This window comes from Streptomyces sp. NPDC054887 (assembly GCF_053610585.1).
The window spans coordinates 76,729-90,837 of the sequence record NZ_JBSGYQ010000027.1; the positions used below are offsets into that span (position 1 = coordinate 76,729).

General features: G+C 74.2%; 13 protein-coding genes and 2 pseudogenes. 7 read left to right on the forward strand and 8 right to left on the reverse strand.

Translation table 11 applies throughout. The features are described 5' to 3' along the window. From ACWGH0_RS17485 to ACWGH0_RS17495, 3 genes and pseudogenes are all read right to left on the reverse strand, one after another. On the reverse strand, window positions 1-417 hold the full coding sequence (locus ACWGH0_RS17485) for a CBS domain-containing protein (RefSeq protein WP_453405040.1): 417 nt from the start codon (window positions 415-417) through the stop codon (window positions 1-3). Between the two features lie 93 nt (window positions 418-510). Further along, a pseudogene (locus tag ACWGH0_RS17490) lies at window positions 511-705 on the reverse strand (CDGSH iron-sulfur domain-containing protein); the annotation flags it as partial. Further along, on the reverse strand, window positions 689-1,339 hold the full coding sequence (locus ACWGH0_RS17495; RefSeq protein ID WP_453405026.1) for a HemK2/MTQ2 family protein methyltransferase: 651 nt from the start codon (window positions 1,337-1,339) through the stop codon (window positions 689-691). The pseudogene ACWGH0_RS17490 and the gene ACWGH0_RS17495, both read right to left, overlap by 17 nt. 59 nt (window positions 1,340-1,398) lie before the next feature. Between ACWGH0_RS17495 and ACWGH0_RS17500 the strand changes: the two genes are divergently transcribed. Beyond that, window positions 1,399-2,940, forward strand: a complete 1,542-nt coding sequence (locus ACWGH0_RS17500; protein ID WP_453405027.1) for an FAD-dependent oxidoreductase — start codon at window positions 1,399-1,401, stop codon at window positions 2,938-2,940. After that, on the forward strand, window positions 2,937-3,968 hold the full coding sequence (locus tag ACWGH0_RS17505; RefSeq protein WP_453405028.1) for an iron-containing redox enzyme family protein: 1,032 nt from the start codon (window positions 2,937-2,939) through the stop codon (window positions 3,966-3,968). Before ACWGH0_RS17500 ends, ACWGH0_RS17505 begins: the two co-directional genes overlap by 4 nt. Here ACWGH0_RS17505 and ACWGH0_RS17510 read toward each other — a convergent pair. Further along, the gene (locus tag ACWGH0_RS17510; protein WP_453405029.1) at window positions 3,943-5,022 is read right to left on the reverse strand and encodes a MerR family transcriptional regulator; all 1,080 of its coding nucleotides are present in this window, start codon (window positions 5,020-5,022) and stop codon (window positions 3,943-3,945) included. The two genes, ACWGH0_RS17505 and ACWGH0_RS17510, sit on opposite strands and share 26 nt — an antisense overlap. Before the next feature lie 320 nt (window positions 5,023-5,342). Then, window positions 5,343-5,543: a hypothetical protein gene (locus ACWGH0_RS17515; protein ID WP_453405030.1), complete on the reverse strand. Its 201-nt coding sequence runs from the start codon at window positions 5,541-5,543 to the stop codon at window positions 5,343-5,345. A 177-nt stretch (window positions 5,544-5,720) separates the two neighbouring features. Here ACWGH0_RS17515 and ACWGH0_RS17520 point away from each other — a divergent pair, with 177 nt between their 5' ends. After that, window positions 5,721-6,038, forward strand: coding sequence for a hypothetical protein (locus ACWGH0_RS17520; RefSeq protein WP_453405031.1), 318 nt, complete (start codon window positions 5,721-5,723; stop codon window positions 6,036-6,038). A 30-nt stretch (window positions 6,039-6,068) separates the two neighbouring features. On the opposite strand, the gene ACWGH0_RS17525 is transcribed toward ACWGH0_RS17520, so the two are convergent. Together ACWGH0_RS17525 and ACWGH0_RS17530 are read right to left on the reverse strand one after the other, a co-directional pair. After that, window positions 6,069-6,368: a type B 50S ribosomal protein L31 gene (locus tag ACWGH0_RS17525; RefSeq protein WP_453405032.1), complete on the reverse strand. Its 300-nt coding sequence runs from the start codon at window positions 6,366-6,368 to the stop codon at window positions 6,069-6,071. A gap of 61 nt (window positions 6,369-6,429) precedes the next feature. Further along, window positions 6,430-7,087 (reverse strand): annotated as a pseudogene (locus ACWGH0_RS17530) (helix-turn-helix domain-containing protein); the annotation flags it as partial. Between the two features lie 171 nt (window positions 7,088-7,258). Here ACWGH0_RS17530 and ACWGH0_RS17535 point away from each other — a divergent pair. The 3 genes from ACWGH0_RS17535 (at window position 7,259) to ACWGH0_RS17545 (ending at window position 12,621) form a co-directional block, all read left to right on the forward strand. Beyond that, window positions 7,259-11,218 carry an nSTAND1 domain-containing NTPase gene (locus tag ACWGH0_RS17535; RefSeq protein ID WP_453405033.1) on the forward strand — a complete coding sequence of 1,320 codons (3,960 nt, stop codon included), beginning with the start codon at window positions 7,259-7,261 and terminating at the stop codon, window positions 11,216-11,218. 85 nt (window positions 11,219-11,303) lie between these two features. Beyond that, window positions 11,304-12,167 (forward strand): C40 family peptidase, encoded by an 864-nt coding sequence (locus ACWGH0_RS17540; protein ID WP_453405034.1) that lies wholly within the window; start codon window positions 11,304-11,306, stop codon window positions 12,165-12,167. Between the two features lie 61 nt (window positions 12,168-12,228). Continuing rightward, window positions 12,229-12,621: a hypothetical protein gene (locus ACWGH0_RS17545; protein ID WP_453405035.1), complete on the forward strand. Its 393-nt coding sequence runs from the start codon at window positions 12,229-12,231 to the stop codon at window positions 12,619-12,621. Window positions 12,622-12,716: 95 nt separating this feature from the next. On the opposite strand, the gene ACWGH0_RS17550 is transcribed toward ACWGH0_RS17545, so the two are convergent. Beyond that, window positions 12,717-13,193, reverse strand: a complete 477-nt coding sequence (locus tag ACWGH0_RS17550) for a hypothetical protein (protein ID WP_453405036.1) — start codon at window positions 13,191-13,193, stop codon at window positions 12,717-12,719. A gap of 364 nt (window positions 13,194-13,557) precedes the next feature. On the opposite strand from ACWGH0_RS17550, the gene ACWGH0_RS17555 reads away from it, so the two are divergent. Further along, window positions 13,558-14,073 carry an ANTAR domain-containing protein gene (locus ACWGH0_RS17555; protein ID WP_453405037.1) on the forward strand — a complete coding sequence of 172 codons (516 nt, stop codon included), beginning with the start codon at window positions 13,558-13,560 and terminating at the stop codon, window positions 14,071-14,073. Window positions 14,074-14,109 lie beyond the last annotated feature (36 nt).

Sequence of the window (14,109 nt, forward strand, 5' to 3'; positions counted from 1 at the left end):
TCAGTCGGTGGACAGGGCCTCCAGGAGCTCTCCGACCCGTGGATCGGGCAGCGCCCTGGCCACGTCGGCCTGGGCGATCATGCCGACCAGGCGGTGCTCGTCGACGACCGGGACCCTGCGCACCTTGTGGCGCGTCATCGTACGGAGCACCTGCTCGACGTCGTCGTCGGCCTGTACGAACACCACATCGCCGCAAGCGAGTTCGGCCGCCTTCGTCGTGTGCGGGTCCTTGCCCGCGCCGAGCGCCCGCACCACGATGTCGCGGTCGGTGACCATGCCCTTGAGCTTGTCGTCGGTTCCCCAGACCGGCAGCGCACCCACGCCGAGCCGCGCCATCAACCGGGCGGCGTCCGCGAGGGTTTCCTGCTCGCCCACGCACTCCGCGCCCTTGGCCATGATCTGGCGTGCGGTTGTCATCGTCCCTCCCGACGTCGATGTGACGGTCCGTTCGCTGGAGTCCGTCGGGTACCCGGACGCCCGGCGGGCAACCGTCCGCCGGCGATGGCTGGTGTCGCACCAGGGGTAGCTGCGGCTGCGGCGGCACGTGCAGACGGCCACCATGAACCGGTCGGAGCGGGCGGTCGTGCCGTCCGCCAGCGTGATCTCCACCGGCCCCTCGACGAGCACCGGCCCCTGGGGATCGACGACGACCCGCCGGGCGGGGGGCGCGTCCCGCGTCTCGGAAGAATCAGGTTCGCCTGGCACGGATCACCACCAGCTCCTCTTTCGTCTCGCCCGGGTCCACCAGACCCCGGGTCTCCAGCCACGCGGCGTGCCGCCGCATCACCGGGCCGTACGGCACCGTCTCCCGGGCCACGGGTTCGGCCCGCAGCCCCTGAGCGTTCAGGGCGTCCACGGTGGCGCCCACGCCGCACAGCGCCGAGTGCACGACCAGGAGCACACCGCCCGGCCTCAGCAACGGCGGCGCCTGTACGCACAGCCGGTCCAGCACCGCCCGCCCGTCCACACCCGCCCACCAGGTCAGATCGGCGCTCTTCGCCGGTACGTCGCCGGGCGAGGCGACGTACGGTGGATTGGACAGGATCAGATCGAAGCTCTCCCCCGCGAACGAGGTCAGCAGGTCCCCGCGGCGTACACGGATCGGGTGTCCCCGCAGCCGGGCGTTCAGCCGTGCCGCGAGGACGGCTCTGCGCGACAGGTCGGTGGCGGTGACGCTCGCGGCGCCGCATTCCGCGGCCACCAGAGCGAGCGCACCCGTGCCGGTGCCGACGTCGAGCACATCGGCGCCGAGCGTCCGCGGTTCCTCCCGCGTCACCCGTGCGAGCAGTTCGGTGTCTTCCAGTGGGGCGTAGACACCAGGTGGTCTGAGTAGGCGCATGGGACGGGGGTACCTCAAAGTGCCCTGGTCATAACGGCCCCTGCCGTAAGGAGCAGCAAATGAGGGATGTCCCCGCCCGCCCCTTTTCGTACTGGATGGAATACGGCGACGCCGAGGCGCACCCCCCGCCGCCCGACGGGCTCGACGTGGACGTGGCCGTGATCGGCGGAGGCATCGCCGGGATCTGTACGGCATGGGAACTCGCGCGGGCCGGAAAGGGCGTCGCCCTGCTGGAGGCGGGCCGTATCGCCGCGGGCGTCACCGGCAACACCACGGCCAAGCTGTCGGCCCTGCACGGAGTCGCCTACCAGCGGCTGCGCAGCACGCGCGGCCCGGAGGGGGCGGCCCTGTACGCGCGGTCGCAGCAGGACGCCATCGGCCACGTGGTGGCCGTGTGCGAGGAGCTGGGGATCGACTGCGACCTGGAACGCACCCCCGCGTTCACGTACGCCGAGACGCCCTCCGAGGCGTCCACGGTCGAGGCCGAGGCGGAGGCGGCGCGTGCCGCCGGGCTGCCCGCATCGTTCGTGAAGGAGACGGGGCTGCCGTTCCCCGTCGCGGGCGCGGTACGCGTCGAGGAACAGGCCCAGTTCCATCCGCGCAAGTACCTGTACGCCCTCGCCGCCGACCTGGAGCGGCGCGGCGGGCAGATCTTCGAGGGGGCCAGGGTCGTCGGGCTGCGCGAGGGCGAGCCGTGCCGGCTGACGACCGAGGACGGGCGCACGGTCTCGGCCCGCGACGTCGTGGTCGCCACGCACTACCCCGTCTTCGACCGCTCGCTGCTCTTCGCCCGGCTGAAACCGCACCGCGAGCTGGTGGTGGCCGGGGTGATCCCGGCCGCGCAGGACCCGGGGGGCATGTACCTCACGCCCGAGGGATCGACCCGTTCCGTGCGGACGGCTCCGTACGGCGACGGGGAACGGCTGCTCATCGTGACCGGTGAGAAGTTCACCCCGGGAGCGGGCCGTGTCGAGGAACGGTACGAGCGGCTGGAACAGTGGACCACGCGGCGCTTCCCCGACGTACGGCTCACCCACCGGTGGGCGGCCCAGGACAACGAACCGACGGACGGCGTGCCGTTCGTCGGCGCGCTCCACGCCCGCGCGCGCCACGCCTACGTGGCGGCCGGCTTCAACGGCTGGGGCATGGCGAGCGGCGTGATGGCCGGCAAGCTGCTCGCCGCCCGGATCACCGGGCAGAAGCTGCCCTGGACCGACCTGTACGACCCGGTGCGCCTCCAGCCGGTCAAGGAGGCTCCCGCCCTGTTGCGGTTCCAGGCCGCGGCGGCCGGGCACTTCGTGGGCGACCGGCTGCCGTTCGTGACGGGCAGCGGGCCCGCATCGGCGATCGCGCCCGGCAGTGGCGCGGTGGTGCGCAGCGGCGCCCGTCATGTGGCGGTGCACCGCGACGACGCGGGGGAACTGCACGCACTGTCGGCCCGGTGCACGCACCTGGGCTGCCTGGTGCGGTTCAACGACGGGGAACGCACCTGGGAGTGCCCGTGCCACGGCTCCCGCTTCGGCGTCGACGGCGAGGTGCTCCAGGGACCCGCCGTACGTCCCCTGGCAAAGATCGACGACTTCGAGGACGACGACAAATGACAGCTGTCGCTGAGCTGCCCCCCTCGCGCGGGCCCCTGTCCGGGGCCGTCCGGGACATATTGCTCGGCTCTCCCCCGGACGCCGGGCCGCTTCTCGACGAGGCCGCTTCCGCGGACCCCTTCGGGGACGATCTCCAGCTCGCCCTGTACCTGGCGTACGAACCGCACTACCGGGGCTTCCGGGGCGTCCCCGACACGCGCGAGTGGGACCTGGACCTGCTGCGGCTGCGCGGGGCCATGGAGGTCGCGTTCCTGGGTGCGCTGCGCGCGGCGTCGGCCGGGGACCCCGGCGGCGCGGACGACGACGTGGACGCGGAACTCGACGCGCTGCTCGTCGAGCCGGTCGAGGGCCACGGCGTGTCCCACGAGCTGATGCACGACGGCACCTGGGAGCGGATGCGCGAGTACCTGGCGCACCGGTCGCTGTACCAGCTGAAGGAGGCGGACCCGCAGGCGTGGGTGATTCCCCGCCTCGAAGGTCAGGCGAAGGCGTCCCTGGTGGCCGTCGAGTACGACGAGTTCGGCGCCGGACGCGGGGCCCACGTGCACGCCAGGCTGTTCGCCGACCTCATGGAGGGGGCGGGGCTGGACGCGCGCTACGGGCTGTACCTGGAGTTCGCGCCCGCCGTCACCCTCGCTCCCGTCAACGCGATGTCGCTGTTCGGTCTGCGTCGTGCCCTGCGCGGCGCCATGGTGGGGAACTTCGCGACCCTGGAGATCACCTCGCCGCCGGGCGCCCGCCGGATGGCGAAGGCGCTGGAGCGGCTGGGCGCCGGCGAACAGTGCACCCGGTTCTTCACCGAGCACGTCGAGGCGGACGCGGTGCACGAGCAGGTGATGCGCCGGGACGTGATCGGGGACCTGCTCGCCAGGGAGCCGGAGCTCGCCGCTGACGTGGCCTTCGGCATCCGGGCGAGCGTGCTGCTGGAGTCCCGCTGGGAGCAGCACGTGCTGGACGCCTGGCGGGAGGGCCGCAGTTCGCTGCTGCCCGGCGCGCCCGGCATCAGCCGCCCCGCACCGACTCGATGAGCTCCAGGGCGTGCCCCAGGCCCTTCGGCCGGTGCACGCCCTCCGTGGGGCGCGTACGGCTCCAGCCGGGCCCGGCCACCAGTACGGCGGGACGGGTGCGCGCCCCCTTGATGCCCCAGGCCGTGGCGCGCAGGAGACGGGGCAGGGTGCGGTCGGCGGTGGGGCGCGTCTGGGACCACAGGACGACACCGGAGGGCCCCGTCCTGCGTACGGCCTCGGTCAGGGCGCCGACGGGCACCGCCGCCCCGAACATCCGCACCGGCGTCCCCCGTTCGCCCAGGGCCGCCGCCAGGGCCTCCAGTGCGAGGGTGTGGCCCTCACCGGGCGCGCAGGCGAGCAGGACGGGGCGGCCGTCGGCCGGATCCGCCCGGTCGCGCCCGTACGCGGGCTCCTGGGGCGGGGGGCGGCGCAGGGCGCAGGAGATGTGCCACGACAGGAGGTGCTCGGCCTCGACGTACCGTTCGGCCGCCTCGTCGCCGCTCGCGGCCCAGGTGCGGCCGATGGCGCGCAGGGCGGGCGTCATCACGTCCTCCCAGGCGGCCACCAGGCCGCGGTGGGCGACGGTGGCGGCGAGGAGGGCGTCGAGGAGGGGCGAGTCGAGCCGTACGGCGGCCCGGCACAGGCCCCGGGCCACCCTCGCCGTGTCCGCCGGGTCGGGCCCGTCCGCCGGACGGGTCCTGTCCGGCCGTACGCCGGTGACCACCGCCGGGCCCGGGCCCGCGTCGTGCGCCGACGGCCCGCCGCCGGTGCGCGGGCCGGGCACCGGCACGGCGGCGGGACGGGGAGGCCGCCGGGACTCGCCGCCGTCCGGGGTACGGGCCAGCCTGGCGGCCTCCGCCGGGGCGACGCCCTTCGCGGTGAGCCGGCACATGCGCTCCAGTACGGCCACGTCGGCGGGCTTCCACCGCCGGTGCCTGCCCCCTTCGCGGTCGGCGGGTCCCAGTCCGTAGCGCCGGTCCCAGGACCGCAGTGTCGTCGGTGCGACACCCAGCCGCAGGGCGAGCGCCCCGGTGGTCAGTCCGGCGTCCTGCGAAGGCTGTCGTGCCACGTCCATGCCACGGACGATACGACGCACGAACGATGCGAGTTGCCCGGTCCCCGGAGCCGGTCCGAAGGTGGTCACGCGAAGGACGGCGGCAGGCCCGCGGTTCCGGGGCATCCGTGCGGTCGGCCGTACGGATGCCGCCGGGCACGCCGACAGGGCAGGCCGCGCGCAGAGGCGTCACCGGAGCAGCGGCCCCGTGACGCCGGACCGGCCGCCCGGCCCGCTCCAGGGCTCCCCCCGGGGTCGGGCGGCCCACACCCGCACCGCGCCCCGCACGGGACGGCCTGTGCGGGGCGCGGTGCGTAGTGCGGGTGTGGCGTCGGACTGTTCTAAGGAAGCTGGGTGTCGATCGCCGCTCGGCCCTCCTTCTCCAGCCGGCGCCGCGCCCACTCCAGAGTCGCCGGGGTCACGTCGCGCCCGGAGGAGAGCACCAGGTCCTCGGGCGTCACGTCGTCGGTGGCGCCGGTGTGCAGCAGGCTGTCGGGGGTGACCTCCGACGGCTTCGGCCTCGCAACGGATTCCTCGCTCATACCGCCTCCTTGTTTCGTCGATCAGTCGGCATTCTGGTTCCCGCATACCCGCGGCGCATCCGGTGAACATCCGGGAAACCGGTCGTTCTCCCGTTCCGGATGCGAGGGGCCGCCGCCTGCGGGAGCGTGGGCAATGTGGGGCAACCCCATCGGGCCGAACGAGGCACGGAGTGGGACATGAGCGAAGACAACACGGTTCCTCCCGAGGACGACGGCGTGCTCGACGCGCAGGACACACTCGAGAGCGACGACCTGGAGTACGACCCGCTCGACGCGGGGCTGGCGCCCCCGGAGCACTGGTCGCCCGCGGAGTTCTTCGGCAACACCGCCGAGGAGGCGCACCGGGGCGAGTCGCTGGACCAGCTCCTGTCCGAGGAGGAGCCGGACGTCGATCCGGACGCCTCCGACGACGAGGAGGACGACGACGAGCTCAAGGGCCTCGACGAGGAACTCGAGGAGCTCGAGGGCCTCGACGGGGAACTGGAGGACATGTAGCCGGGGAACCGCGGCCGGCGGCTGCGCGGACTACTGCCCCCGGCCGGCTGAACCGTCCTGCCCGCTCGCATCGCCGTCGCCCTGCCCTTCCTGCCCGTACCGCCGCTCGAATCGCGCGACCCGCCCCTCCGTGTCCACCGTCCGTGCCCTGCCGGTGTAGAACGGGTGGCTCTCCGACGAGATCTCGACATCGACGACGGGGTACGTGTTGCCGTCGTCCCACTCGATGGTGTTCTCGCTGGTGGCCGTCGACCGGGTGAGGAACGCGTACCCCGCGGCCCGGTCCCGGAAGACCACCTGCTGGTAGGAGATGCTGGCGTCCGGCTTCACGACTGGCTCCTCGCCTCGTGGTACGGGGGAAGTACGCGCGTACGGATCGGGCCCTCCCAGGCTAAGCCGGACCGCGCCCGTCGGCATCCGTCGCCGGCCCGCCCGCGCTCCCCCGGGCCGCCGCTCCCCGGAACGTGGCGCGGTACGCGCTCGGCGACACGCCCAGCGCCGTGGGCAGGTGCCGGCGGAGGGACACCGCCGTACCGAAGCCGACCGCCGCCGCCACCCGGTCGACCGGCAGGTCCGGCTCCTCCAGCAGATCGCAGGGCGCGGTCGACGCGCTGCGCGGTGAGCCACTGGAGGGGCGTCTGCCCCGCCTCCTCGCAGAAGCGGCGCGAGAACGTGCGTGTGCTCATCGCGGCGCGGTCGGCCAGGCCGCGCAGGCTCACGGGGCGGTCCAGGTGCTCCAGCGCCCAGGTGCGGGCGGGTGCGGTGGAGGACCGGCGCGCAGCGGTGACGGGGCGCGGGATGTACTGCGCCTGGCCGCCGTCGCGGTGCGGCGGGACGACCGTGCCGCGGGCCACCTCGTTGGCGACCCGCGAACCGTGGTCACCGCGGATCATGTGCCGGCACAGGTCGATGCCCGAAGCGACGCCCACCGCCGTGAGGACGCCGTCCTCGTCGGTGTGGAGCACGTCCGGGTCCACTCGTACGTCCGGGTGCAGCCGCTGGAGGTCGGCGGCCGAGCGCCAGTGCGTCGTGGCGCGCTTCCCGTCGAGCCGATGCTGTGCGGGATGGGTGCGCTGCTGGCGCCGGCGGTTGTACGCCCCGGGGGCCCGGCCCGGCCCCTTACCCCGGCCGGGACGCGGACAAGCCAAGACCGACAGAATTCAGGCAAAGGCATGACTACGTAAGGAAACTGCTCGTAATCGGCCTGTACGGTGCCCGGCATGGACGGGGTCCGGGGCGCACGCTCCTTCGGGGAAGAACTGCGGCGTCTGCGAAGCGAGCGGGGCATCTCGCTCACGGCGCTGGCCCGGTCGATCCACTACAGCAAGGGTTACCTGAGCAAGATCGAGAACGGTGGCAAACCGCCCACGCCGGACGTGGCCAGGCGCTGCGACGAGGCGCTGGAGGCGGGCGGCGCCCTGCTGCGCCTCGTCGCCGACGTACCGCCCGCGCGCCGCCCGCCGTCACCCTCGCCGTCCGCGTCAGCCGCACCGTCCTCGTCACCGCCGTCCCCGTTGTCACCGCTGTCACCGCTGTCACCCTCGTCATCGTCGTCACCGGTGTCGCAGCGACTGCCGGATCCGGCCGACGCCGTGTGCCCGTACCGGGGTCTCGCCGCCTTCGGCCCCGAGCATGCGCAGTGGTTCTTCGGCCGTGAACGGGCCACGGCCGAGCTGGTGGGCAGGCTCGCCGAGCGCATCGGCAGCGGGCCCCTCGCGGTCGTCGCCTCGTCCGGAGCCGGCAAGTCGTCGCTGCTGCGGGCCGGGCTTGTGCCCGCGCTGCGGCGTGGCGCCCTGCCCGTCGAGGGGTCGAGCGGCTGGCCGGTGGTGGTGTGCACGCCCACCGCGCACCCGCTGAAGGAGTTGCTGCGGTGCGTGACCGGTGCGCTGGGGACCGGGATCACGGTGACCCCCGAGTCGCTGCCGGCGCGGCCCGAAGGGCTGGCCGAGGTCCTGCGCCCGGTGCTGGGCACGCGTCGGCTGGTGCTGCTGGTGGACCAGTTCGAGGAGACGTTCACCCTGTGCGCGGACGAGGCGGAGCGGCGCGCGTTCGTCGCGGCGCTGTCCGCGCTCGCGATCCCCCGCGCCTCGCCCGGCGGGCCGGACAGCGGGCCGGGCGGTGAACCTCCCCCGGCCGCGGTGGTGCTGGGCGTACGGGCCGATTTCAGCGGCCGGTGCCTCGACCACCCGGAGCTCGCGGCCGTGTTCTCGCACGGACTGTTCGCGCTCGGCCCCATGACCGGCGCCGAGCTGCGCGAGTCCATCACGCTCCCCGCCCGGCGCGCGGGACTGACCTTGGAGCCCGGTCTCGTGGGCCTGCTGCTGCGAGACGTGGGCGTCGGCGGCGTCGGCCGGGGCGTCGGCCCGGACGACCTCGCGCCCGCCTCCCCCGGCGCGCTGCCCCTGCTCGCCCACGCCCTGCTGGTCACCTGGCAGCAGCGCACCGGTAGCACGCTGACCGTCACGGGTTACGAGACGACCGGCGGCATCCACGGCGCGATCGCGCGGACGGCCGAAGCGGTGTTCACCCGGCTCCGCCCCGCCGAGCAGGCGATGGCGCGGCGGGTGCTCGTGCGGCTTGTTCAGGTCGGCGCGGGGGACGGCGGCGCCGAAGCGGGCGGCGGCGACGCGGCGACCCGGCGCAGGGCGAGCCGGGGGCTGCTGCTGGAGCAATCGCCCGACCGGCGGGCGGTGGAGACGGCGCTCGACGCGTTCGTCCGGGCCCGGCTCGTCACGGTCGACAGCGACACCGTGGAGATCACCCACGAGGCGCTGCTGCGGGCGTGGCCCCGGCTGCGCGGCTGGATCGGCACCAACCGGGCCGGGCTGCTCATCCACCAGCAGCTCGCCGAGGCCGCCGCCGAGTGGGTGCGCGAGGACCGCGACCCCGGGCTCCTGTACCGGGGGACGCGGCTCGCCGCCGTGCGGGAGTGGGCCGAGCAGGCCGACGGACGCGAGGAACTGGGCGCGTACGAGCGCGAGTTCCTCGACGCGAGCCGGGCGCAGGAGGTGGCCGGGAGGGAGGCCCAGCGGCGCCGGATCCGCACCCACCGCAGGCTGCTGGTGCTGCTGGGGGCGCTGCTCGTGCTGGCGCTCCTCGCGGGCGGGACGGCGTTCCACCAGCGTTCCCGCGCCGTCGACGAGCGCCGGGTCGCCCAGTCCCAGGCGATGGCGGTACGGTCCGGCGCGCTGGCGTCGGGGCAGCCGGAGGCGTCGATGCGCCTGGCGGCCGAGGCGTACCGCACGGCGCCGACCACCGAGGCGCGCGGCGCGCTGCTCAGTACGCAGGCGCAGCACTTCGCGGGCCGCCTCGCCGGGCACACGGGCCCGGTCAACAGCGTGGCGTTCAGCCCCGACGACGCGCTGCTGGCGTCGGCCAGTTCGGACGGCACGGTCCGGCTGTGGGGCGGGGCCGGTCACCGCCGCGCAGTGGACACCCTGACGGGCCACGGCGGCCCGGTCCTGTCCGTGGCGTTCAGCCCGGACGGGCGGCTGATCGCCTCGGCGGGCGCGGACGGCACCGTACGGCTGTGGCGCACGGCGGACCGTCAGCCGGCCGGGGCCCTGCTCGGCCACGGCGGGGCCGTGCGGTCGGTCGCCTTCGGCCCGGACGGGCGGACCCTCGTGTCGGGCGGCGCGGACCGCACGGTGCGCGTGTGGGACGTGCCGGCGCGGCGTGTGCGGTCGACGCTGCGGGGCCACCGGGACACCGTGTACGCGGTCGCCGTCAGCCCGGACGGCCGCCGCGTCGCGTCCGGCGGTTCGGACCGGACGGTCCGGCTCTGGGACGTGGCGGGAAGCGGGAGGCCGTTCACGCTGCGGGGGCACACCGACGGCGTACTGGGGCTCGCGTTCAGCCCGGACGGACGCAGCGTCGCGTCCGGCGGCGCGGACCGCACGGTCCGGCTCTGGGACGTACGCCGCCACCGCGCCCGGGCCACGCTCACCGGCCACGGCGACGACGTGAACGCGGTGGCGTTCGGCGCGGACGGGGCCACCGTCGTGAGCGCCGGCGGGGAGGGCGCGGCGAAGGTGTGGGACACGGCGAGCCACCGGGTGACCGCCACGCCGGCGGGGCACACCGACTATGTGCTGGGGGTCGCCGTCAGCGGCAGCAATCTCGTGGCGACGGCCGGCTTCGACCAGACGGTGGTGCTGTGGGACCTGGACCGGTCGGCCCTGACGGCTCGTCCGTTCGCGGAGGTCTGGCAGTCGGCGGTCGCGCCGGAGGGCCGGATCGTGGCGTCGGCGAGTGTGGACCGTACGGTCAAGCTGTGGGACGCACGCCGCCGGGCGCCCCTCGCCGCCCTCACGGGCCACACCGGTTCGGTCTTCGGCGTCACCTTCTCTCCCGACGGGCACCTCCTCGCCTCAGCGAGCGCCGACCGTACCGTCAAGCTCTGGGACGTACGCCGCCGCAGACTCCTCACCACCCTCACCGGTCATACCGGTTCCGTCTTCGGCGTCACCTTCTCCCCCGACGGGCACCTCCTCGCCTCAGCGAGCGCCGACCGTACCGTCAAGCTCTGGGACGTACGCCGCCGCAGACTCCTCACCACCCTCACGGGCCATCAGGACTTCGCGAACGCGGTGGTGTTCAGTCCGGACGGCGGGACGCTGGCGGCCGGGGGCGACGACCTGACCGTGCGGTTGTGGGACGTGGCGGCCCGCAGGGCGCGCGGTGTGCTGCGCGGACACTCGGGTTCGGTGCGCGGTGTGGCGTACAGCCGGGACGGACGGACGCTGGCGAGCAGCGGCAACGACGGGACGGTGCGGTTGTGGGACACCGCGCGCAACCGGCAGAGCGCCGTCCTCACCGGCCACAGCGGCGCGGTGCGGGCAGTCGCCTTCGACCCCGGCGGAGCGGCCGGCGGCGGAGCGACGCTGGCGAGCAGCGGCAGTGACGGCACGGTGCGGTTGTGGGACACCGCGCGCCACCGCCTCACCGCCACGCTCACCGGCCACAGCGGCGCGGTGTGGGGCGTCGTCTTCGATCCGCGGACGCGGACGGTGGTCAGCAGCAGCAACGACGGCACCGTGCGGCTGTGGAACACCGACGTCGCAGCCGTTTCCCGGAGCGTTTCCCGTTTCCTGTCGCACCGGGAGACATCTGAGTCCTCGACAGACGCGGGCCGCGCGCCCCAGTCTCGAAGGGCCGGACCGAGCGGGTCGAACAGGTAGAACCGGCCGAACGGGCCGAACTCCGCGAACCGCCTCAAGGCGACCACGGCAGTCCTGACCGACGAAGACGAACGGGGACTCAGACATGCCCAAACGAGGAAGAGCGGCAGCAGCGGCGACAGCCGTCGCCCTGTCGCTCGTCGCCTGGCCGGCGGCGGCACAGCCCGCTCGGGCCGCCGCTTCCCAGGCGGCGGCGGCCGCCGCCGAAGGGTGCGGCGTACTCGCGCCCGGAGCGTCGGCGGCGGCCGAGAAGGCGGTACGGACCGCCTGTGCGCAGATCGGCGTCTGGTACTCGTGGGGCGGCGGTCACGGGCCGGTCCCGGGGCCGACGTACGGGACGGTCGACCCGACCGACCCGGCCAGCGAACACGACCCGCAGCGGCGCGGCTTCGACTGCTCGGGGCTGGTCCGCTACGCCTACGCCGAGGCGACCGGGCGGGACATCCTCGGCGGCAACGCCCACAGCCAGTACAACAGCCCGCACGCGACGGCCCGTTTCGGCGCGGCGGAGGGCACCGGGCCGCTGGTTCCCGGCGACCTGATCGTGTACGGGAACGCCCGCAAGGTCCACCACATCGCCATCTACCTCGGCGCCGGGAAGATGGTCGAGGCGAGGCAGTCCGGCACCCGGATCATGGTCAGCGACGTCCGCACCGGAGGCGACTACTTCGGCGCCGTACGCATCGACGGAGCCCCCCGTCAGGGGACGTTCAGCACGTGGGGCACGGACGTGTGGACGCACGCCGAGGCGTCCACGACGAGCGCCCGGGTGCACAGGTTCGCCGGCCCGACGTCCGTGCGGGTCGAGTGCCAGAAGCACGCCCAGTCCGTGACCGCCGAAGGCATCACCAACGACGCCTGGTCCTACCTGCCGGACCACAGGGCGTGGATCACCAACATCTACATCAAGGGCCCGGCCTGGCTCGACGGCGTGCCCACCTGCCCCTAGACGCACCTGCCACCGAACACACCACACGCACCACACACATCACACCTCAAGGAGAACGAAGATGACCACGCACCTGAAGCTCACCCTGGCCAAGAAGCTCGCGATCACCGTCGCCGCGACGGCCCTGACGGCCGGTCTGGCGGGTGCCACCGTGCCCGCCGCCGCCGCGCCCGCGGGCCCGGCCGCCGAGTGCGGCGTCCGCTCGGACGGCAAGCTGTACTGCGGGAACCGGGCCGGCGCCAAGGGCTACGCGCACCGGTCGTACTCCTCGGCGGTGCGCGGCCAGATGAACACCACGTTCAGCTGGTTCCAGTGCTGGGGCCGCGGCGACAGCCACTCGGGCGGCAACAACATCTGGTACTGGACCCAGCTGGACAACGGCCAGTGGGGCAACATGCCCGCCGTGGACGTCCACACGTCGGTGGACCCGGCGCCCGGCCTGCGCGAGTGCTGACCGCGCCGCCGCGCTGAACCGACCGCACTGCCGCACTGAACGCGTGTGCCGCCCCCGGCCGACGAGGGGCGGCACACGCGCGTCGTGGACCGGAGCTACGCCGCGATCGCCACGGCCCCCCTGCTGAGCGCCGGTTCGGCGGCGTCAGCGGGGCGGTCGGCGAAGACGACGAGCCGCAGGACGGCGAACCGGCCGATGCCGGCCAGGGCCGACGCCGTGAGGTAGACCGCCTGCTCGGTGAGGACGGAGGGCTCGGGGCGCAGGGCGTACAGGCCGAGCAGCGCGCCCGTCGTGAACGCGTAGCTCACCAGGACGGTGAGACCGGACTGGAGATGGACCGCCCAGCCGCCGCGCTCGCTGCGGAAGGACACCCGGCCGTGCAGTTCGGTCGCGATCAGGGTGGCGACGACGGTGACCAGAGCGTTGGCCACGGCCAGCGGCATCCGCTCGTGGAGCACCAGGAGCACCCCGCTAGAGGCCAGCCCCACTCCGCCGCCGCACACGACGAAGCGCACGAAGGCCGCGATCATCGGGCGGTGCGGGCGCGGGAGCGAACGCGTACGGGTGGTCACGGGGAAGCCTCCGGGGAGCGGTTGGACCGTCGGTTCGATTCCACCGCGCGGCGCCCCCGGCGCGCGTCACCCGAGCGGCAGAGCACTCCCCCGACTTGTGTCGGGGTTTCTCCCCGCGCGCCCCTAGGGGCGTGCCCCGGGGCCGGCCGGGCGCCGCGGCCGCCGCGCCCCACGGCACCCCTCCGTCACCGCCCGCCCCGCTTCGCGGCCCGTCCGGCGGCCATCCGGCATCAACATCACCCGCCACCGCCTCAAACCGGCAGAAACAGGGAAACACGTAGGAAGCACGTCCGAACGGCGGGCCGCCGACCGCCCCCTGAGCGCATCCGGGGCCGTCGGCAGACTGGTCAGAAGGGCCGGAGTCATGACGACGAACGACGACAGCACCATCACCGCGGACACGATCACCGCGGACCTCGTTGCCGTGGACACGATCACCGCGGACAACGTTGCCGCGGATCCGATCACCGCGGACAGCGAGGCTCCCGTGCACCGGGAACACGACGACCGGTCCTGGCACGCTTCGGACGCCGCCCAGTACCACGCCGCCCGGGCGGCTCTGGAAGCCGTCCCTGCCCCGGTGCCCGCGGAGAAGGCGCTCAAGAGGGAACTGACCGTCCTGTGGCACACGTTCGAGACCCGCCCGGTGATCGGTCTCGCGCGCAGCATCGTCATGACGATGGGCGACTGCACCCACGAGGAGGCGTTCCAGGTCCTGGTGGACGTGTCGCGGCACACCAACATCGAACTGCGCGAGATCGCCCAGCGTCTCGTCGACAGCGTCGACGGACCGCCGCCCAGCGGGCCGTTGCGCACGGCCCTGCAGAACGCGTTCGCACGGCTCGGCCCGCGCACCGCCCGGCCCGACACCGCCGTGTGAACCTGCGCCCGCCCGCGTCGAACACCTCGGCCCCGA